At 38.7% G+C, this 20,569-nt stretch carries 20 protein-coding genes, 5 tRNA genes and 1 pseudogene; 7 read left to right on the top strand and 19 right to left on the bottom strand.

Annotation, left to right across the window (positions count from 1 at the left end; translation table 11 throughout):
- Positions 1-12: 12 nt before the first annotated feature.
- The 5 genes from ACLNCW_RS09260 to tgt form a co-directional block, all read right to left on the bottom strand.
- On the bottom strand, positions 13-378 hold the full coding sequence (locus ACLNCW_RS09260; RefSeq protein ID WP_000286405.1) for a DUF1033 family protein: 366 nt from the start codon (positions 376-378) through the stop codon (positions 13-15).
- A 149-nt stretch (positions 379-527) separates the two neighbouring features.
- Entirely contained in the window at positions 528-1,586 is a 1,059-nt protein-coding gene (locus tag ACLNCW_RS09255) for a zinc-dependent alcohol dehydrogenase family protein (RefSeq protein WP_004257473.1), read from the bottom strand.
- Positions 1,587-1,748: 162 nt separating this feature from the next.
- The gene (gene nagA, locus ACLNCW_RS09250) at positions 1,749-2,900 is read right to left on the bottom strand and encodes an N-acetylglucosamine-6-phosphate deacetylase (RefSeq protein ID WP_001134549.1); all 1,152 of its coding nucleotides are present in this window, start codon (positions 2,898-2,900) and stop codon (positions 1,749-1,751) included.
- Between the two features lie 151 nt (positions 2,901-3,051).
- Positions 3,052-4,869 (bottom strand): acyltransferase family protein, encoded by a 1,818-nt coding sequence (locus tag ACLNCW_RS09245; protein ID WP_247942651.1) that lies wholly within the window; start codon positions 4,867-4,869, stop codon positions 3,052-3,054.
- 100 nt (positions 4,870-4,969) lie between these two features.
- The gene (tgt, locus tag ACLNCW_RS09240; protein WP_001285237.1) at positions 4,970-6,112 is read right to left on the bottom strand and encodes a tRNA guanosine(34) transglycosylase Tgt; all 1,143 of its coding nucleotides are present in this window, start codon (positions 6,110-6,112) and stop codon (positions 4,970-4,972) included.
- 116 nt (positions 6,113-6,228) lie between these two features.
- Between tgt and ACLNCW_RS09235 the strand changes: the two genes are divergently transcribed.
- Entirely contained in the window at positions 6,229-7,086 is an 858-nt protein-coding gene (locus ACLNCW_RS09235; RefSeq protein ID WP_247942650.1) for a DUF975 family protein, read from the top strand.
- A 25-nt stretch (positions 7,087-7,111) separates the two neighbouring features.
- Here ACLNCW_RS09235 and pcp read toward each other — a convergent pair whose 3' ends face one another.
- From pcp to ACLNCW_RS09195, 8 genes and pseudogenes are all read right to left on the bottom strand, one after another.
- On the bottom strand, positions 7,112-7,756 hold the full coding sequence (gene pcp / locus ACLNCW_RS09230; protein ID WP_261019434.1) for a pyroglutamyl-peptidase I: 645 nt from the start codon (positions 7,754-7,756) through the stop codon (positions 7,112-7,114).
- Between the two features lie 10 nt (positions 7,757-7,766).
- A pseudogene (locus ACLNCW_RS09225) lies at positions 7,767-8,048 on the bottom strand (MarR family winged helix-turn-helix transcriptional regulator); the annotation flags it as partial.
- A gap of 202 nt (positions 8,049-8,250) precedes the next feature.
- On the bottom strand, positions 8,251-9,453 hold the full coding sequence (locus ACLNCW_RS09220; protein WP_020903675.1) for a LysM peptidoglycan-binding domain-containing protein: 1,203 nt from the start codon (positions 9,451-9,453) through the stop codon (positions 8,251-8,253).
- A 159-nt stretch (positions 9,454-9,612) separates the two neighbouring features.
- Positions 9,613-10,239 (bottom strand): HAD family hydrolase, encoded by a 627-nt coding sequence (locus ACLNCW_RS09215; protein ID WP_424846124.1) that lies wholly within the window; start codon positions 10,237-10,239, stop codon positions 9,613-9,615.
- A gap of 3 nt (positions 10,240-10,242) precedes the next feature.
- Positions 10,243-11,523, bottom strand: a complete 1,281-nt coding sequence (locus ACLNCW_RS09210; protein WP_424846122.1) for an MATE family efflux transporter — start codon at positions 11,521-11,523, stop codon at positions 10,243-10,245.
- 60 nt (positions 11,524-11,583) lie between these two features.
- Positions 11,584-13,068 (bottom strand): threonine synthase, encoded by a 1,485-nt coding sequence (thrC, locus tag ACLNCW_RS09205; RefSeq protein WP_049515744.1) that lies wholly within the window; start codon positions 13,066-13,068, stop codon positions 11,584-11,586.
- A gap of 75 nt (positions 13,069-13,143) precedes the next feature.
- Positions 13,144-14,421 carry a gamma-glutamylcysteine synthetase gene (locus ACLNCW_RS09200; protein WP_261051665.1) on the bottom strand — a complete coding sequence of 426 codons (1,278 nt, stop codon included), beginning with the start codon at positions 14,419-14,421 and terminating at the stop codon, positions 13,144-13,146.
- Between the two features lie 314 nt (positions 14,422-14,735).
- Complete coding sequence (locus ACLNCW_RS09195) at positions 14,736-15,134, bottom strand: hypothetical protein (protein ID WP_009732039.1); 399 nt, start codon at positions 15,132-15,134, stop codon at positions 14,736-14,738.
- Positions 15,135-15,306: 172 nt separating this feature from the next.
- Here ACLNCW_RS09195 and ACLNCW_RS09190 point away from each other — a divergent pair, with 172 nt between their 5' ends.
- On the top strand, positions 15,307-15,633 hold the full coding sequence (locus ACLNCW_RS09190; RefSeq protein WP_009732038.1) for a DMT family transporter: 327 nt from the start codon (positions 15,307-15,309) through the stop codon (positions 15,631-15,633).
- Between the two features lie 163 nt (positions 15,634-15,796).
- Here the strand turns inward: ACLNCW_RS09190 and ACLNCW_RS09185 are convergent, their stop codons facing one another.
- Entirely contained in the window at positions 15,797-16,243 is a 447-nt protein-coding gene (locus ACLNCW_RS09185) for a helix-turn-helix transcriptional regulator (protein WP_000287814.1), read from the bottom strand.
- Positions 16,244-16,562: 319 nt separating this feature from the next.
- Here ACLNCW_RS09185 and ACLNCW_RS09180 point away from each other — a divergent pair, with 319 nt between their 5' ends.
- The 5 genes from ACLNCW_RS09180 to ACLNCW_RS09160 are packed head-to-tail and all read left to right on the top strand — an operon-like array spanning position 16,563 to position 20,053.
- Entirely contained in the window at positions 16,563-17,036 is a 474-nt protein-coding gene (locus ACLNCW_RS09180; protein WP_049502267.1) for a hypothetical protein, read from the top strand.
- A 40-nt stretch (positions 17,037-17,076) separates the two neighbouring features.
- Positions 17,077-18,273, top strand: coding sequence for a replication initiation factor domain-containing protein (locus ACLNCW_RS09175; RefSeq protein WP_045616578.1), 1,197 nt, complete (start codon positions 17,077-17,079; stop codon positions 18,271-18,273).
- 2 nt (positions 18,274-18,275) lie between these two features.
- On the top strand, positions 18,276-18,662 hold the full coding sequence (locus tag ACLNCW_RS09170; protein WP_001096843.1) for a hypothetical protein: 387 nt from the start codon (positions 18,276-18,278) through the stop codon (positions 18,660-18,662).
- A 59-nt stretch (positions 18,663-18,721) separates the two neighbouring features.
- Positions 18,722-18,916: a DUF3173 domain-containing protein gene (locus tag ACLNCW_RS09165; protein WP_000598356.1), complete on the top strand. Its 195-nt coding sequence runs from the start codon at positions 18,722-18,724 to the stop codon at positions 18,914-18,916.
- Positions 18,917-18,919: 3 nt separating this feature from the next.
- Positions 18,920-20,053, top strand: a complete 1,134-nt coding sequence (locus tag ACLNCW_RS09160) for a tyrosine-type recombinase/integrase (protein WP_009732034.1) — start codon at positions 18,920-18,922, stop codon at positions 20,051-20,053.
- A gap of 86 nt (positions 20,054-20,139) precedes the next feature.
- On the opposite strand, the gene ACLNCW_RS09155 is transcribed toward ACLNCW_RS09160, so the two are convergent.
- The 5 genes from ACLNCW_RS09155 to ACLNCW_RS09135 all read right to left on the bottom strand — a co-directional run bounded on the left by ACLNCW_RS09155 (position 20,140) and on the right by ACLNCW_RS09135 (position 20,560).
- A tRNA-Leu gene (locus ACLNCW_RS09155) sits at positions 20,140-20,223 on the bottom strand.
- Positions 20,224-20,232: 9 nt separating this feature from the next.
- Positions 20,233-20,304, bottom strand: a tRNA-Gln gene (locus ACLNCW_RS09150).
- Positions 20,305-20,317: 13 nt separating this feature from the next.
- Positions 20,318-20,390, bottom strand: a tRNA-His gene (locus ACLNCW_RS09145).
- A gap of 14 nt (positions 20,391-20,404) precedes the next feature.
- Positions 20,405-20,475, bottom strand: a tRNA-Trp gene (locus ACLNCW_RS09140).
- A gap of 4 nt (positions 20,476-20,479) precedes the next feature.
- Positions 20,480-20,560 (bottom strand) — tRNA-Tyr (locus tag ACLNCW_RS09135).
- Between the last annotated feature and the right edge of the window lie 9 nt (positions 20,561-20,569).

Genomic DNA, 20,569 nt, shown 5'->3' with positions numbered 1-20,569 from the left:
GTTACTTTTTCTCTATTTTAATTTCATACGGCAAGAACGGTGCCTTTCCTTACCGGTTTGTTTTTCATAGCCTGGGCGTAGTTTTTCATCTGGGATAACCTGCTCATCCTGTAAAAGAGCCAAAGAATGGTATTGTTGTAAATACTCGTCACATTCATCGCACCAGCGTTGGTCTTCTGGATCCCAAAAAATGGTCATCAAGTCACTTCTGCTTTTATAAAGAGGGGATTCTTGTTCCAATCTAAACCAGCAAGTTTTATAGTATTTGAGAGCATCATAATACTGGTCAAATTTCTTACTCGCTACAATATCTTCTTCCCAACCTTCTAAGAACCACCACGGTTCAAAATCTCCGTACATTTCTATAACACGATACATATTCATTCATTCCTTTGTACCGTATATTATAACCAATTCAGACAAACAAGGAAAGAAATATGCTCATTTCTTAATTTTTTGATAAAAAATCCAGCCATCTTATGATGACTGAATTTCTATTTGCTTATGTTCCAAAATGTTTTTACTACTTAAGCTTCTGAAATATCATTTTCGATAATGACTTTGATTGCATGGTGGTCTGCTGCTTTACTGAAAACTTCATAGGCTTTTTCAATTTCACTGAGTTTGAAATAGTGAGTTACCAATTTTTCTGGTTCAATCTTATGACTTTCAAGAGCTTTCAACAATTGTGGAGTTGTATTTGTAGATACCAAACCAGTTGTTACATTGATGTTGCGAATCCAAAGTTTATCTAAATCGAATTCAACTGGTTTACCATGTACACCACAGTTAGCAACTGTTCCGTCTACACCGATAATCTTTTGACAGAAATCAAATGTTGCAGGAATACCAACAGCTTCGATAGCGACATCCACACCACGACCATCTGTCAAATCATAAATTTCTTTAATCGCTTTTTCAGGGTCTGAAGAATTAACCTTATGAGTCGCACCAAATGATAGGGCAGTTTCCAAGCGGTTATCGTCTAAATCCACCATAATCAATTTAGCTGGTGAATAGAATTGGGCTGTCAAAAGAGCAGCCAATCCAACAGGTCCTGAACCAATAATGGCTACACTACAACCAGGTTCTACTTTCCCTTTCAAGACACCAATTTCATACCCAGTAGGCAGAATGTCTGATAGCATAACCAAGGCTTCATCTGACAAGTCTTCTGGAGTGTGGTAAAGAGTGTTATCTGCATGAGGGACACGTAAATATTCAGCCTGCATACCATCAATCAGGTGACCGAAAATCCAGCCCCCTTCGTCTTCACAGTGGGCATAAATTCCTTTTTTACAGTAGTAGCATTTACCACAGGCACAGACACAAGAAATCAAGACCTTATCGCCTTTTTTGAAGTTCGAAACTCCTTCCCCAACTTCTTCAACAATCCCAATCCCTTCGTGACCAAGAATGGTACCACTTTGGCAAGCAGGAACATCCCCTTTGATAATATGGAGGTCTGTTCCACAAATAGTAGTTTTTACGATACGCACAATAGCGTCTGTTGGCTTGCGAAGCACTGGTTTGTCTACATCAACAAAAGAAGCAAGTCCTGGTTTAACATAAGTATAGGCTTTCATAAAGCATTCCTCCGTTTTTTTATTTGTACTATTTATAATATAATTGTAAGCCTTTTCATTTGTTTCTTCAAGTTTTTTTGTGATTTTTTTAACTTTTTTATTTACCGGTAAAGCAATATAGATAAAAAAGCAGAAGCTAATCTCTAACTTCTGCTTTTTCTCTTATGCTTGATAACGTTTCACACCATCTAGATAGGTTGCTACCAATTCCAAATCTTTATCTAATACGATAAAGTCCGCATCATAACCTTCACGGATTTGACCACAGACATCATCAATGTGAACAGATTTTGCTGGGTTAAGGCTAGCCATCATGACTGCTTCGTGTGGATTCGCAATACCCCACTCGACTACATTTCTCATACCATCTTTAAGTTTGAGGATAGAACCTGCCAAATTACCAGTAGATTTGAGACGTGCAGTTCCATTTGCTACTACAACAGGGAATTCTCCCAACATATAGTCACCGTCTTCAAGCCCACCAGCTGTCATACAGTCCGTAATAAGAGCGATGTTTTCTGTCCCCTTTTGCTTAAGTAAAATCTCACAAGCTTTTGGATCTACGTGATAACCATCACAAATCAATTCTGCGTAAGTATGTGGGAGCTCATACATAGCTCCTACCATACCTAGTTCGCGGTGTGTTAAACCACGCATCCCATTATAGGCATGTACCCATACACTAGCTCCAGCATCAACTGCCTTCTTAGCTTGTTCAAATGTCGCATCTGAGTGTCCAAGTGCAACTGTCACACCTTCACCTGTAATAGTACGTACAAAATCTTCCACCCCATCACGTTCTGGTGCAATAGCGATTTTATTTAGCATCCCTTTTGCAGCATCCTGCCAAGAATGAAACTCCTCAACACCCGGGTCTCTCATATAAGTTGGATTTTGTGCCCCCTTAAAAGTTTCTGTGAAATATGGACCTTCATAATAAATCCCACGAATCTTAGCACCTGTTGCTTCTTTATAATGGTTTCCAAGATTTTCAGTGACTGCAAGCAATTGCTCATAAGTGGCTGTTAAAGTTGTGGGCAAGAAACTGGTAACACCGGTACTAAGAAGTCCTTCACTCATAGTATGCAATGTACCTTCAATGTTGTTGTCCATCACATCTACACCTGCATATCCATGAATATGAGTATCCACAAGACCTGGTGCAATGCTATAACCAGTATAGTCAAGAACCTCTGCTCCTTCAGGAATTTGATCCACATGTTTCCCAAATTTGCCATCAACAAGTTCTAAGTACCCACCGCGACGAATGCCAAATGGATAGAAAAACTGATCCGCTTTAACGTAATTAGGCATAATAATGACCTCCTTAAAAGATTACTTTTGATATTTATTATGTCAATTACATTATAAACCTTTCTGATTCATTTGTAAATGGTATAGACCTATTTTCTAGAGATATTTTAAAAGAGCTGGATTTCTCCAACTCTTCTCTTTTTAATACAAGTTATTTTGATTTGACTGGCTTGTCTTGAGCTGTTTGCAAGGCTGTAGCAATGGTATCTGCATACAATTTAGCTCCTGCTTCAATTTTGCTAGTGTCACTTCCGAAATGGACTTGGTCTGTTCCTGTCCAGATCTCTGGATGTTCCTTAGCAACTTGATTCCAATCTGCTATCGTGATGTAAGGAGTCTTCTCTGCCAATTCTCTCATGTAGGTAGCAGCCTTCTCAACGATTGCATAGGTCTCTTTTGTTTTATCTCCTTCATAAGGTGTCACCAAAATCATATGGTGGCCCTTAGGAAGATTTTTTACGATACTATCCCAATCTTCCTTGTAATTTTCAGGATTATTTACCCCAGTCGCAATGACCACCATCTTTGGTAGAAATTTATTCTGGCTATTGTTGAGCATGATTTCGTTGGCGGTCTTGGTTGTTCTGCTGACCTGCGCGTTAATCTGTGCTCCAGGAAGGGCTGTCTGCAGGGCTGTATTTGCCCTTAAAGCAACCGAGTCACCAATTAACATAGTGCCATCAGCAATTCCTAAACTATTTGCATCTGCCCGTTCTGTCATCACCTTGGTTTGGCTAATATTTGTTGCAGCTTGCTTCAAACCATTGACAGTCAAGTCTGTCTCAAACGCTCCCACTTGTGGTGCCAACAGAATCACCATGCAGACAATGATGGCCAAGATTCCTGTACTTGTTGCAAGAATTGCGTGAATATAAGGCAGGGGACGAAGAGTTTGTAAAACAGGTGTGTTCTTGCCTGCAATCCAAGGTTCCAATACATAAAATGAAAGACTGGCAAATCCATAAGAACAAATCAAAGTCAGTAACACAGCAAGAAGATTTGAGGTCAACTGTGATAAAATGATGTAGAAAGGCCAATGGAAAAGATAAACCGCATAGCTAGTATCCGCTAAAAAGCTAATTATCTTTGGCTCCTGTACGTTAGGAGTCTTTTCATGTAAGACACGCGCTGCCAATATCATAGCAAGGGCTGCAAGGCTGGCAAGTAAGAAGCCCATAAGATAGGCAAAGAGATAGGTAAATTTGACAAAGAAGGTCAAAATGAGTAAGAAGGCAAAACCTCCCCCAAAAACTAAAAGGGTCTTGCGCAAATCCCAGATTTTATCCAATTGCTTAACTAGGGAAGTCGTCTGACGAACGCCTACGATAGTTGCTAACACACTTCCCAAAAAGAATGGATAGACATGAGTTAAACTGGAGAAGTAAACAGAGGAATAAGAGGTTACTAGAAAACTACCAATAAACATGGAGAAGAAGCTGATCAAGAAGGCAGCAGCAGATAAGAGAAAGACCATTCCCTTCAACTGACCATTTGATTTAGCCTGCTTAGATAAGAACCAAACTGCCAACCCCCAAAGAATATAGTAGTGCACCTCAACAGCCAGACTCCAATTATGAACAAACAAATGAGGAATGAACTGAGATTCATAACTCCCACCTGTTAGGAGTTCATAGAAGTTGGTCATGAAGCCTAAGACACCCGCAATTTGACCCCCAATTCCAGCCACATAGTCTTGGCGAACCAAGAAAGTAAAAGGCATGGTTACCAAGACCATCAAAACCACAGGTGGAACGATACGATAAAAGCGTCTCCTAAAAAATCCAACCAAATCAATTTCATGATTTTTAGAAAATTCTTCGATGAGTAGAGCTGTAATCAGGAAACCTGAAAATGTAAAAAAGACATCTACCCCGAAAAATCCTCCAGGAAAGATCGTCTGAAAGAAATGATACAAGAGTACCAAAAGTAAACCTGTAATCCTAATCAAGGAAAACCATTTAATACGCATACGAGTTTATTCTCCCTTTCATTATACACCTTATTCTATCAAAAAAAGAAGAAAAATCCTAAGAGAAAACTTAGGATTTTTAGCTTATATCAATTCCATTTTAGAAATTACGGCCTGACTTATTATAGCCATATTTTTCAACAAAATACTCACGGAATTCCAAGAGATTGTCGTCCATAATGGCTTGTCGCACTTGCTTCATCAGGTTAAGCAAGAAGTAAAGGTTATGGTAGCTAGTCAAGCGGATACCAAAGGTTTCATCAGCCTTGAGCAGGTGACGAAGGTAAGCGCGTGTATAGTTCTTACATGTATAGCAATCACATTCTGGATCTAGTGGCGTAAAGTCCTCAGCAAACTGAGCATTTTTAACAACCAAACGTCCCTGACTGGTCATACAAGTCCCATTACGAGCTATACGAGTCGGCAAGACACAGTCAAACATATCTACACCACGAATCACCCCATCAATCAAGCTATCTGGCGCTCCCACACCCATCAAATAGCGAGGTTTATTTTCAGGTAGCAGTTGAGTTGTGAAATCCAAGACCGCATTCATCTCTTCGTGGGTTTCTCCCACTGCCAAACCACCGATAGAGTAGCCCGGGAAATCCATGCTGACAAGGTCGTGAGCTGACTGACGACGAAGATCTTCAAATCCTGCCCCCTGCACAATCCCAAACAAACCTTGGTCATGTGGACGACGGTGAGCCTTCAAACCACGCTCAGCCCAACGGCTAGTACGCTCGATTGATTTCTTAACATAGTCGTAAGGTTGATAAAACTGAGGACATTCGTCAAAGGACATCATGATATCTGAGCCCAGATTGTTCTGGATAGAGATGGCTTTTTCTGGGGATAGGAACATCTTGGAACCATTGAGATGGTTTTTAAAGGTTACTCCTTCTTCTGTGATATTACGGCTATCAGCTAGAGAATAAACCTGGAAACCACCACTATCTGTCAAGATTGGTTGGTCCCAATTCATGAACTTGTGGAGACCACCTGCGCGTGCAATGAGTTCATCTCCAGGACGAAGCCAGAGATGATAGGTGTTTGACAGGATAATTCCCGAACCCATCTCCTTTAACTCTTCTGGAGACTGAGTTTTGACAGTTGCTTGGGTTCCAACCGGCATAAACATAGGTGTCGGGAAGGTACCGTGGGGAGTGATAATTTCTCCCAGACGAGCTCCCGTGTGTTTTTCTTTCTTAATCAAACGATATTTGATTGGTGAATCTGACATTTTTTACCTCCGAAGCTGGGAAAGACAGTCCCAGTTCATACTTTGTGCACAAGGGCATACTGTATGATTTTATCAAAAAAAGTAGGAACTGTCACGAACTATGGTATAATGAGAGAATGAAATACCCAAAAATTGATTTAAAAACCGTTCGTCTGCAGGCCAGACAATTTCAGGCTGAAAATCCCCGCCTCTTTCTCGTCTATCTCTTACCTAGTATACTGGTCATCTTGTCTGGCTTTCTTAATCCCTTAGAGCGTATCAACGAAGCTATTTTAGAAGAACCCTTTTTAAGCGTGTTTGGCCATGTATTCCAAGCCTACCTTTTTCCTCTATTAGTCTCCTTTATCGGAACAATACTTCTAACCAGTTCAGTTTATACAACTCTGAAACTCATCAAGAATCCAGATACAGAACTATTCGTCAAAAATAGTCTCACTCTCTTTAACGAAGAGCACTTTTCACAAACCTTTTTGACTCTCCTTCTCAAACGTTTCTATCTCTTCTTATGGAGCATTCCTAGTTTACTTGGAATTTACTTCCTCTTTTACAGTAGCTTTCTTGCAAAGAAATTCGTTGCCCTTCACCCTGAGTTTCCCAATCTGGATCTCACGTCAATTGAAACCGAGCGTTTCCTCATGACCTTTGGTCTTTACTTTCTAGCAAGTATCCTCTTGATGATTGTCGGAAATAGTCTCTATATTCCACAATACTATGCTTATTCACAGGTAGAATTTCTCCTCTGTGACACCCTAGACTTAGGACAAGCTAGACCAGGACAAATCCTTAAAACCAGCCGCTTCCTGATGAAAGGCTACAAGTTCCAGCGTTTCGTCCTAGACTTACAACTCCTTCCTTGGTACTTCCTCAATTGGATTACTTTTGGGATTGCTAGTTTCTCACTCCTACCCTACATTCAAATTAATAAAATGATTTTTTACCGAGCAGTATTGGCTCGAAAACGTCTAAAAGCTTGAAGGTGGCCCCTCAAGCTTTTTTCTATCAATGAGTTTCTCCGCCTGCCAACTTGAGATCTTGATCTCCATGTTCTATAATAGCCCCGATTGCTGCTTCTATCCCTCGCATAATGTCCACTAAACTCATAGCTGGGGTAGTCGGTCGATTCACCACCTGTTCCATCATATAAGGAATATGCATAAAACCTGCCTTAACATGTGGAAATTTCTTTTCTACCAAATAGAGGGCCTGATACATCAAATGATTGCAGACAAAAGTCCCTGCCGTATTGGAAACAGAGGCCGGCAAGCCTTCTTTTTTTATAGCTTGAACCATCGCTTTAATCGGCAAACTGCTAAAGTAGGCCGAAGCACCATCCGCTCGAATGGGAAGGTCAATCGGCTGATTACCTTCGTTATCAGGAATGCGTGCATCGTCTTGATTAATGGCTACTCGTTCAGGTGTTAAGCTAGATCTTCCACCTGCTTGGCCGATACAAAGGACAAAGTCAGGTTGATAGCGGTTCATCTCTTCTTCCAATACTTGAGCCGATTTGTGAAAGACTGTTGGCACTTCTAGCCAACGGACCTCAGCACCATGGATTTCAGCTGGTAAACCTTTAATGGCCTCCAAAGCTGGATTGACCTTTTCCCCTCCAAAGGGCTCAAAACCTGTCACTAATACTTTCATTTCTAACTCCTTACAACCAATTCCATGAAACTATTTTCTTAAAAACAAGTATAACATATTTATTTACTAAACGGCTGAGTTCTGTTCTTTCAGACTCTGTTAAGATACTTTCCATCTCTTGCTTAACCTTGATATACTGCAGAGGTGGATTCACCACTAATTGCTCCTTAGCATACTTCGTAGCCTCTACCAACACTTCCCGCTGATTTTCAGGATTACGATGACGCTCCACCAAACCTTCCTTTTCCAGAATTTTGAAATGTCGGGTCAAAGCAGCCTGATCAATCTTCAAATTTCCATTCATATTGATACTCAATGAAAATCAAAGAGAAAACTAGGAAGCTAACCGCAGGCTCTACTTGAGTACGACAAGGCGAAACTGACGTGGTTTGAAGAGATTTTCGAAGAGTATGACAAAGAAAAAAACGAACGAGACTTACTTCCTATCATGAAAGCTAGATCTCATTCGTCAAAATGATATTACAAAGTCTGGTTTATCCATTCATTGAAACGTGAACGTGATCATAGTGATTTTCTGTCACGCTACCACGGTCTGGCATTGGGTTCCAAGTATTAGCTGGTCCATATTTGCTATCGAATGGAGCATAGAAACGTTGTTTCCAGATGATGTAACTAATTCCACGGCTGGCCATGTTTTGAATAGCGTATTCCGCAATCTTATCCCCTAATTCTGAGCTTTCTGGTACCATAAAGTCGATAGCCAAACCTTTTCCGTGATCTCCACTGTCTCCTGGACGGTAACCACTAAAGGATGTGATGCCAAACAAGTTAGCAATTTCTTCTTTAAAGGCCGCTGTTTGTGGTTGAAGGCCTGCATTTTCAGATTTCGCTACCGCAAGTCCAGCATAATCGGGCGCTGCTGGAGCTGCGTAAGTTGTTGAAACTGTTTTCTTCTCTTCTGGTTGATAAGTAGAAACTGCTGTTGTAGCTTCATTTGATGAGGCTTCTTTTAATTCTTCTGAACTTGTTGCAGTTGTTTCGATTGCTGTTTCTTCTGTTGGAGTTGTAGTTTCTTCCACTGTTGAAACATCTTGTGGGCTTGCTTGAGTTTCATTTTTCTCAGCTGAAGTCGTTGCCTGAGGAGCTGCTTCTGCAACTGCACTACTTGTTTCGGCTGTTTGCTCCTCTGACGTTGAAGTATTTGTAGATGGTGCTACTTCTTCTGCAGTAGCAACTGTCTCTGCAACTTCTGAATTTGTTGCTACTTCTTTTGTACTTGTAGTTTCTACCGCTTTTGGCGCTTCTGCAATCGGTTGAGAAAGGTCTGCAACCTGAACAGTTTGATCATCTACGGTCACTTGATTGGTTGTCAAATCTGCTGTCGCAGTTGTCACCTCTTCACTAGAAGCCGCTTGAGGTGTTTGGATTTCAACTTCTGTTACTTCTTCTGCTTCATTGACGGTCGTTGTCAAAACAGTTTCTGGGAAAATCAAGTCCATATTAGTGATTTTATTCAAATTCGCAAGAACTGTGACATCTACACCCAAGGCTTCTGCAATGGTGCTCAAGGTATCACCATACTGAACGGTATAACTTGTTTTGTTGTCCGTTTTAGTCAAATCGTTTTGGATTTGCTCAACACTACGTGCAGTCCAAAGAACTTCTTCTGCTTGAGTTGCCAATACTGGGGCAAATGACAAGGCTACTGTTGAAGCTAATAATATTCTTTTCTTCATTCTTTCCTATCCCTTTCAAATGAGTACCTGTCTATCATAACACAAAAAATGCAGAAAAAAAGCCCTCTCGGGCCTATTTAACAGAACTGTCTATTCCTTGTAACAAACTTGGTTACTTGAAATAGTTTGTTAGGTCTCTGTCACAAAACTGACACAATCTTATCGTTCCCAATCCCCAAAAATATAAGGAATATCTGCTAACCCTTGAATCCTATGATTTCCTTCATAAGTCGACTCTAAAAAGTTGATACTTTGAATCCCACTATTCTGGGCAAATTCCACATCCAGAGTCCGATCCCCTATATAATAGGTCTTCTCAGAATCCAACTGATACTTGCCTAACAGATAGTTAGCCGCTTCTGGACTTGGCTTCCGCACAAAACCACTCTGACTGGTTAAAATCTCTGTAAAATAAGATTCCAAACCCAAGTCTCTGAGAATGGTACGAGCATTGTCTCCCTTATGAGTGTAAACAAACTGCTGAATTCCTGATTCCTCTGCCCAAGCTAGCACATCACGCGCACCTGGCATCAAAACTACCTGAGCATTCTTCTCAGCCAAACTCTGGGCACGCACCTGATTTAGCATTTCCACATCCAGCTTTCTCTCTTCTGCCACCTGCACAAGTAAATCCTGCACAGAAAACTTGAGAATAAACTCTCTCACCTTCTCCTTATCATAAGGAATAGAAAACTGAGCAAAAGTTTCCTCAATTCCTGATAAAATCGCTTCGTAAGAATCCAATAAAGTCCCATCTAAATCCCAAATAAAAGCTGTTTTTTGCATTTCCTATCCTTTCAAGCTCATATAACGCTGGTAACGGTAACGTAGAAATAACCAACGAAAACCATTATCCAAAAGGGTTCCAGCCCAAATACCGGGCAAGCCCCAACCAAGCACAATCCCCATCAGATATCCTGTTCCAATGCGGATACACCACATTCCTATACTTGTCGCATAAAAGGGAAGCCGAGCATTGCCCAAACCCTGCCAGACTGCTGTATAGATGACTGTTCCTATCGTCATAGGAGTACCAAGTAGTGAAAAAAGTGTCACTAGCACACTAGCCTCCACCGCTAGAGAATCAGTCGTATAGAGATGAGTTAGTGGTATACCCAAGGCATAGACACTAAGCGTCAAGGGCAACATGAGAAGCAGAGAAAGCCAAAAGGTTTGCTTGCTCAAATTAGCTACTCTTTCCCAATTATCCTCTCCAACTGCTCGAGCTACCAGCATGACCGTTGCAGTAGCGACGCCAAAGGCAGGCATATAGTTAAACTGGGTCAAGACTTCTCCGACTGCATTTCCAGCCACCGCCTCCGTTCCAAAAGAAACAACCAAGGCAATGATCACGACATCTCCAGCCCTCATCATGAGCCTCTCTCCAGCTGCTGGCAACGCTAAGGTCAATAGTTCCTTATCTAAACCAAAAGTCGGTTTCTCAAAAGGCAACTTTAATTGCGACCATAAAATCACAAGACCTACCAAACGAGACAGAATTGTCCCCCAAGCAACACCCGCTATACCCATATCAAGGACAAAAATAGCTAGACTGGAAAAGAGAATATTCAAGGCATTGGATAAAAGACTAACATAGAGAGGTAGACGTGGATTATGCGCTGCACGAATCAAGGCCCCCAAACTGGACATCAAGCCCAAGAGAACAATTGATCCACCCACCAAAGATAGGTAGAGCCCACCACTCTCAGCTACATCCCTCTCCGTCCCCAAGAGTCCTATCATCTCTTGCCCAGCAAAGATGGACAAAACTCCTAAAAGGAAACTTAATAGTAAAGTAATTTTCAACGACTCAGTCACATGATAGGCTAGCTTGGACTGATCCTTCTGCCCCAAACTTTTTGAAATAACGCTGGAAATAGCAGCTCCCAAAGCGATGAAAATTGCCTGGTAAATCGTGATAATATTGCCAGCCACTGAAACACCCGAAATAGCGATTAAACCCAAGTGAGCGACCAAGTAACTGTCCACCATCCCCATGAGCATCTGCAAAAAGTTTTCACCCATAGCTGGCAATGCAATATTCAGAATGTCTTTATTTTTCCTAAACAATCCTTCCTCCTGATGAAAAGAAACTCAGTTGGTTTCCCAACCGAGTTTACTTCCTCTGTCTTAAAGTCCTAGATAAGCCTCAACCGCTGCTTGCATGTCAGCAGCTGCCACTGTTGTTTTATGACGAACTGGAGCCGTTTCTAGGCCATCAACTGCTGGTGGCACTGCAACTCCTGAAATATCATGTAATTGAGCCAAGGCTTCAAAGTCAGTCAAGCCTACTTTACCTGTTACAGCTTCTACTGCAACCACTGGGAACTTGTATGGACTCGCTGTTGAAGCAATCACTGTCTTAGTCACATCGCCAGTAGCCGCTTGGTATTTCTTATAAACTGCCGAGGCAACCGCCGTATGTGGATCCTCGATATAAGAATCTGCCTCATAAACACGCTTGATTTCTGCTGCCGTTTCTTCCTCAGTCGCATATTCAGCTGCAAAGAGGTCCAAAATCTCTGCATCAAAGTCTGTCAACTCATATTGTCCTTGCTTGTTCAAGGCATTCATAAGTTCAGCTGTTTTAACCGCATCATTACCTAAAAGATGGAAAATCAAACGCTCCAAGTTTGAAGATACCAAAATATCCATAGATGGACTAGTAGTCACTTTAAACTCACGTTTCTTGTCGTAAACACGTGTCTTGAAAAAGTCTGTCAAAACATTGTTGTCATTTGAAGCACAGATTAATTTGCCAACTGGTAGACCAATTTGCTTAGCATAAAAGGCAGCCAAGATATTTCCAAAATTTCCTGTTGGTACTGTGAAGTTGACCTTATCACCAGCCACAATCTCACCAGTCTTAACCAACTGAGCATAGGCATAAACATAATAAACAATCTGTGGCACCAAACGACCGATATTCATAGAGTTGGCAGATGAAAATTGCAGTTTATTGGTAGCCAACTTTTCACGAAGGGCTACATCGTTAAACATATGCTTCACATTTGTTTGAGCATCATCAAAGTTACCATCAATAGCGATAACATGAGTATTATCACCAGTCTGAGTAGTCATTTGCAACTCTTGAACCTTGCTGACACCATCCTTTGGATAAAAGACGATAATCTCAGTTCCAGGCACATCCGCAAACCCTGCCATAGCAGCTTTCCCAGTATCACCAGATGTCGCTGTTAAGATGACAATCTTGTTCTCCAAACCATGCTTCTTAGCAGCTGTTGTCATAAAGTATGGCAAAATAGACAAGGCCATATCCTTAAAAGCAATTGTTGAACCATGGAACAGTTCCAAATTGTATTGGCCGTCTAATTTCACCAAAGGCGCTATAGCTGGAATATCAAACTTGCTATCGTAGGCATTGTTGATACAGTAGTCCAACTCCTCAGCTGTAAAGTCATCTAAAAATGCTGACAAAACTAACTTAGCAACTTCCTGGTAAGAAGCATCTTTCAATTTGTCAAAGTCCAAATCTACCTTTGGATAAGTAAGCGGTGCAAACAAACCACCATCCGTCGCCAAACCTTGCAAAATAGCTTGGCTAGCAGTTACTGTATTGTTGGCATCACGCGTTGATTGATAAACTAATGTCATTACTCTCTATCCTTTATCTATAGTCTCATCCATTATATCATGATTTTTCAGAAAATTCTCCTTTTATAAGAGAAATTATAGGCCCAATTCTTCTTTCAAAGGCTGTAAATAGCTTGTTTCTTGCTTATTTCTCATCTCCAGTCCTTCGCAAGCTAGCAGGAGTATGTGTTTGGAAAATTCAATAATCGCAGTTTCTTCCTCATTTGTAAGCTTCTTCTTAGAAAATTGTCGTCTTAAAAACTTATAATTTCGCCCAAATTCTTTAAAGAAAGGCGCTGTTTCTAAGTAAGCTTCTAACTTATCTAAATTAACCAACAATCCTAAGTGAAAAGCTGCAGAAGCGAAGGTTCTCTCTAGAGGCTGAGTACACACACTACGAAACTCAACTGTTCCTCGAGTCGTTAAGTCTTGGTACTGATAACTACGATGAGTTTCAAAATCCTTCTCTTGAGGGTAAATAAGAATCTCATCCCCATTAAGAGCATATGCTTGGATTTCAGTTGTAGCCAAATAAGCCCTAACTTGAATCGGATAAAAATAATAGGTTTGTCCATCACGTTCCGCAGTAAAAATTGCAGAATGATCTAGATAGTCAAAAAAATCATCCTCATCTTTAAAGAGTCTAGCATTGACCCCGACGTTTTCTGGATAGATTCCATGCATGGATTCTTCCCAGAAGATGTCCCTTGCAATTTTCGTATCCCAATCTGCACCCGAAAACTCAGAGTTTGCAAATAAATAAGCCTTAACCCCTTCAATTTGGGTAAAAGCATTAATCACTCGTAAGTAGTTAGACTTTGAAACATCCAACTGAACCTGACTCCCACAAATAAACGCTCCGTATTCAGGGAATTGATGTAAGTCTGATTTAGTCACATTTCTATTCAAATTCAAATAGTCCATCAACATCTGATAGCGTGGGTAAGCTACTGGACAATTATCATTTTTATCCCAGTTGGGATGAATACCACAGCCAACAATAGCATGATTTGATTCAGCTAACTTCTTCTGGATTGCTCCCATATAAATACTAAAACGTTCTTCAACCTCTTGTATCGTTTCAGCCTTACCAAATGCAAACTCAATCGTAGTATAGGAAACTTCAAATAAAATAACATCCTGACTTGCTGGCTCCACTAACTGAATAGGAGTCCCAAAATCATCAACCTTTTCGACAGTAAAATCCAAAGCATAAACTAAATATCGGAATAAGTGTTTGATAACTTCAACATCTGTAGCATCCCCTTCCAAGTTTACAACAGGATATTCCAGCTCAATCCCAACAAACAATTCAGGATTTTCTTTAATATTTTTCAAATACCGATGTTTTAATAAATCGATAGAACGAGACATACTTCCCTACACTTTCATAATCTAAATAAAATTTGAATAACTATTATTATACCAAAAATAATATAAAAAAGGAACGAAGATTTACAACGTTCCTTAACTCTATACTATACCGGCGGCCGGGGTCGAACCGGCACGTCCTTGCGGACACTGGATTTTGAGTCTAATATTATTAGTTTTAAATCTCAGAAATATTGATTTTATAAGCTTTTTTTCCATAATATTTTTTAAAACTTAGTATCACTTCCAAAGTTTAGATACTTTTTAGTAACTATAAAATGCTAGAAAGTATACTCCTTATTAAAAAGAGTTTTGGACTAGTTTTGTGCAATTTTATTACCCATATCCGTAATAAGAGAGGCTAAATTAATTGCCTTTAATGATTGTAGAAATTGGTTGTGAATATCATTAGACACATAACCAGCTAGCAAAATATGCTCAGCCATGTCATATTGCTTAATCAAGAGAATCTTATCATGTTTTTCATTAAATAAAATCGCACTAATTGCTGTATTAAAGACTGGAAAACGAAAACTCGCACATTGTGAACAATAAGGAATATCTCCCTCATCTTTTAAAAATTTTTTCTCCAAAGGATGCCCACATTCGGGACAACAAGTCATTGTTTTGTCAAATATAGAAACCTCTTTTTTAAAGTTCTTAAAAGTAATTTTACCAGTAAAATCGAGACCACGCAAGACATTGAAATAAATCAAGACTTTTTTTAAAATTTATCTTATGATATAATAAACTTATCAGCTATTGGTTCTGAAAAAGTGTCTGCCACAGTTTTACTACAAATTCTCATGACTTGTGCCAAGATTTATAAAAAACGGATAGCTATAATAGCTCTTAGAGCAAAAACATGACATATAGGAGGTTAAAGACATGTCATACTTTTATCTTTTTATCGCCATTGTAGGAGAGATATTGGGAACTAACCTTTTGAAATTATCAGACGGTTTTACAAAGCCTATTCCAACCGTTTCTGCCCTACTTAGCTATGGCGTTTGTTTCTATTTCCTCTCACTAGCAATGCAAAAAATTCCTTTAGGAATAGCTTATGCAACATGGTCAGCTGTCGGTTTAGTTTTGACAGCCTCTATCGCAGTAATGATTTTCAAAGAAACACTAAATGTTTATAGCATTATCGGTTTAATTTTGATTATCATTGGTGTTGTCATGGTTAACTTATTAGGAAATGCAGGACATTAATAAAACCGGCTCTATACTATTTGTAGTGGGTAAATCCCCTATGGATATTATGGAGCCTATTTTGTTGTAGAAAAAAAGTTCCATAAGAACTATAATGAAAAGCTAGAATTCTGTCAATATTTTGGACACATTTTGGGAGGGAATTTTGAAGACTAGCGTCCTCCTAATTTTCCCAATAAGTTTTAACTTCTTCAAAAATCTTATTCAAAAGTTCTGCATCTTTTTCTGACAACTGATTTTTTTCTATAACTCTATCTTTTAGTTCTGTTGCCTTTATTTTATTTCTTGCCACCGAAACTGCTATTGAATGTTTCAAAATATCAAACTCATCCTTTGAAAAGTTTGCAATATTGGTAAGATCTAATTGTTCTAGAGGTAAACTACTGATAATTGAATAAGGTTTTTGTCCCAGCAAATAATCTGTAGTAGTCCCAAAGATATTTGCTAATTTCACAACGAATTCTAATCCTGGTTCTAACGTTCCATTCTCCCACCGAGAATATGTCCCTTGTTGAACTCCAATTAATTCCGATATTTGTACTTGAGTTAACTTTTTTGATTTTCTGAGAGTTTTTAACCTCTCTGAAAATTTATAATCCTCTGTATACATAATTCTCCTATAGATATTCTTATTCGTATATTTTAGCTTGACAAAATATTCTAAACGGTATAAAATAGAATTATTCCATAAGGAATATTTATTTTGAGATTGAATATTCCATTGAGAATATTATAGCATAAAAGGAGGTAAAAGCGTATGTAACTAGTAGTCGATTTAAAAAATTTTAATAAAGGAGGTAGGATTCGACAAAATAAAAAATCTTGAAACAAATGTGCCGTTCGTTCCAAGATCAAAACATATTATGTAACAATTATACCACAGAAAACTCTTCAGTTGCACAAGAAAATTTCGGAGGTTTCACAAAAAGATGACCAATAAAGAGTTAGTCAATCAAATTTCTGGCCTAAACTCTACCTCTACTCTTAAAAATTGGATTCAACTGATTAGAGAGATAAGTGGCAAGGAATTTAAGAAAATTAAAATTCCTATCAGTAGAAATCCAAGAACTCATCAATTAAGTTATACAGTTGCCTATGACTTTACAGACGAAGACCTTAGACAATTTCAAAAGTTAGCTAACCTAAAACTTGAAATAGGTCTCAAAGAGGCTATACAAGCCGTATTTGGGAGTCTAGCAGATAATGAGCAAGAATCCCTAAACCAAGTAATAGATGAGCTCTACGATGAACTGAGCGCCTTGAAACAGGAATTTAAACGAGAAATACGACTGATAAAAATTGAGAATTCCAACCTAAAAAAGAAAATCCAAGATATTGAAGAGTCGATGCAAACCGGCTTACTAGGGTTTGTTAACAAGAGGTCAAAAAATAGGTTCGGCTAATAGCGAGTTTTCGGCTGAGCCATGAGGCAGAAAGCCGAAAATGAGCGTAGATGCGGACGGACCATTTTTGACCGATAGGGTGTGTAGTAACACCACCCTCTGCAAGTTAGGTGTACCATCGAAAGAATTCAGTATTTCCAAGGGTTTCGGAGATTTTAAGGGTGGCAAAATTAAGCAAAAAGTTGAATCAAAATCTATGGCAAAAAATGAACATTTACGTTCTGTATTTGACTGGATTCAAATTCAGTTTGATAAGACTGAATTTTCGCCAAGAGAAATAATCGAAGACATTCTATTTCTTGACTATGACCTATTTATTGAGAATAAAGGGAGCCTTAAATACTATAACTATGATAGCCAGCTTCATTATGGGAATATCCGTATCTACTATGGAGCGAAAGAGTCGTCCTACATGCTTGTCATGTCAGGACAGGCACTCGAGTTCTATAGAGATATGGTATTAGATCCAAATAGTCTGTCCGAAAGACAGTTTTTGAACAACCTCTACTACAATTACAATCATTTTTCAGTAAGACGAATTGATATTGCAATAGATGATTTTAATGAAACACCCTATTTCACTCCTAATCAGCTTCTAAAGATTTGTCAGAAGAAACGCTTTATATATGGAAAAAGCACCTACTACAATACCTACGGAGATGAAACAATCGGCCAGACCTTATATTTGAGAAAACCCAATGATGACGAAAGACTTAGAATTTACGATAAACGCTTAGAACGAGCTGAGAAGCTCGGTATCAGCAAGCGGTATATAGAAAATTGGATAAGAACTGAGTTAGAACTTAGGAAAGAAAAAGCTCACTACTTCATTCAAGAATGGTTGCATTCAGAAATAGATCTTCTCAACTTTACCAAGGGATATCTCAAAGAAAAAGTGAGGTTCTATAGTGATAGCTATTTCTCAAAACCTTTGAGATCTTGGGAAAAGTTTTTAGGCCATTCAAAACCCGTCTCTATCATTATTTCAAAATCAAAAACAGAACTAGAACAAAAATTAGAATGGTTTACCTATAAAGGTTCAGGAGCTATTCTAAAAGCGTATAAATTTCTATACGACAATAACTTACTGCATGAGTATGAGAAAGCTAACTATCTCGCACTCAACAATATGGAATATCCACCAGATTTAGCAAGTGGATTAATAGAAAGAGCAATACTCTTTAAACGAGAGGATTTGATCCCTACAATCAAAGAAAATATTAAAAGGAGAAATTAACTATGGCAAAAATGCTTTCACAAAATGACTGGAATTTTAATAACATTGGAACAAAATTTGAATTGGATGAAGTCATTCCAAAATTTGAAACGGAAGTCCGAGCAGATGCAAACGGAGAAATTATCAAAAACCGAGATGGTAGCGAAAGACGTTTTAATACCGATAAAATCATTGGTTGGAAATACAATGTAACAATCAAGGATGGACAATTCAAAAAGAAATCAACCCAAGTCTCAGTAGACAATCCAGATGCCTTGGTTGATAATGACTATATCCAAGCAATGGATGAAGTACCAGTTACATTTGACAATTTACAAGCTACTATGATTAGCACGACAATGTATTACAAGGCTGATGCTATCCATTTAGTAGATGTAAAACAAAAATAAGTAAAATACAAGGGGAGTTAATCCTCCCCTTAGTTAATCTAATTAGAAAAGGAGATCACATGATTAAAACTGTAACAAAAGATGACCTTATCGAACTTGGATTTGCTCCAGGAACTGCAAGAAAGATTATCCATACCGGCAAATTACTATTAGTGAATCGTGGTTTTAACATCTACGATAACAAAAGGATTGGTACAATTCCAGCCAGTGTCGCAGAAGAACTATTAGGAATTGAACTCCAGAAAGAAGCGTAGCTTATGGCTTTACGTAAAAGTAGAGACGGAACTTGGATTGTTGATGTTTCCAATGGTATAAATCCAATATCTCTAAAACAACGTAGAATTGTAAGAAAAGGATTCAAAACTAAAAAAGAAGCATTGGAGGCCGAACAATACTTACGAAGTGTCGAACTTAAAGAAAAAAGTTTCAACTCAAAAATATCAATTGATATCCTTTATGATCTCTTAAAAGAAGAGGATAGAATAAACAACAGAAAACAAAGCTATATAGATACACAAGAAAACAACTATAACAGGCATATAAAAAACTATTTTGAAAAAGTTGATGATGTAGCTAAATTAACTTATGAAGATATCTATCAATTCAGAGAACATCTAAGAGATAAAAATACTCAAAACTCAGAAAAGAAGCTAAGTCCAAACACTATTAATAAAATTATAATTTTACTAAAGAAAATTCTGGATGTTGGATTAAGAAAGGGATTTTACAAGGAACATCCCGTAGGATTACTGAAAAAATTACCCATAGAAAAAGTAAAATTAAATTTCTGGACAGTAAAAGAATTTAAGCATTTCTTAACACTATTTAGCAACGATGAATACAATATAAAATTACTATTCACAGTTCTATTTTTTACTGGTCTAAGACTCGGAGAAGCTCTTGCTCTAACGTGGAAGGACATAGAGTTTTCTACAAATACAATCCATGTAAGTAAATCAATATACGTTAAAAAAGGTGAAGAACACATTAGTAGTACAAAGACAAAAGCTGGAACCCGAAGAATCATCATGAACACCAAACTAGTGGAGACACTAGAAGAATGGAGGCAAACACAGCATGAAAGATTAAAAGAATTTACAACCAACCTAGATGATCTACAGATATTTCAAAATAGCCCGATTACGATAACTAAGGATTCAATCGAAAAACAATATAAAAAAATATTACAAAGAGATAGTTCTTTAAAAAAAATAAGAATTCATGACTTCAGGCATTCACATGCTTCCCTACTAATAAATCAAGGAGAAGATTATCTTGTCGTAAAAGAAAGATTAGGCCATGCATCTATAACTACAACAATAGATACTTACTCACATTTGTATCCAAGCAAGCAACAAAAATTAGCGGATAAATTAGATGATCTGTTATAAAATTAGTAATTTTAAGTAACTCAGCGTTACAAATTCAACAATCAAATAAAAAAAGACAAGGTCCGAAAACCTTGTCTTTCAATCTATACCGGCGGCCGGGGTCGAACCGGCACGTCCTTGCGGACACTGGATTTTGAGTCCAGCGCGTCTGCCAATTCCGCCACGCCGGCAAATAGTAACTGGGGTAGCTGGATTCGAACCAACGCATGAGGGAGTCAAAGTCCCTTGCCTTACCGCTTGGCTATACCCCAATAATATAAAATAGGCGAGTGATGGGGATCGAACCCACGCATGCCAGAGCCACAATCTGGTGTGTTAACCACTTCACCACACCCGCCATAATTCTATTAACACGGGCAGTAGGAATTGAACCCACACTGAAGGTTTTGGAGACCTTAGTTCTACCTTTAAACTATGCCCGTAAAATGGAAGGGGAGGGATTCGAACCCCCGAACCCGAAGGAGCGGATTTACAGTCCGCCGCGTTTAGCCTCTTCGCTACCCTTCCAAAATATAT

It is taken from the genome of Streptococcus sp. CL6.22, from assembly GCF_049738055.1.
Classification (GTDB): Bacteria; Bacillota; Bacilli; order Lactobacillales; family Streptococcaceae; genus Streptococcus; species Streptococcus mitis_DJ.
This window is presented reverse-complemented; position numbering and strand designations above follow the sequence as displayed.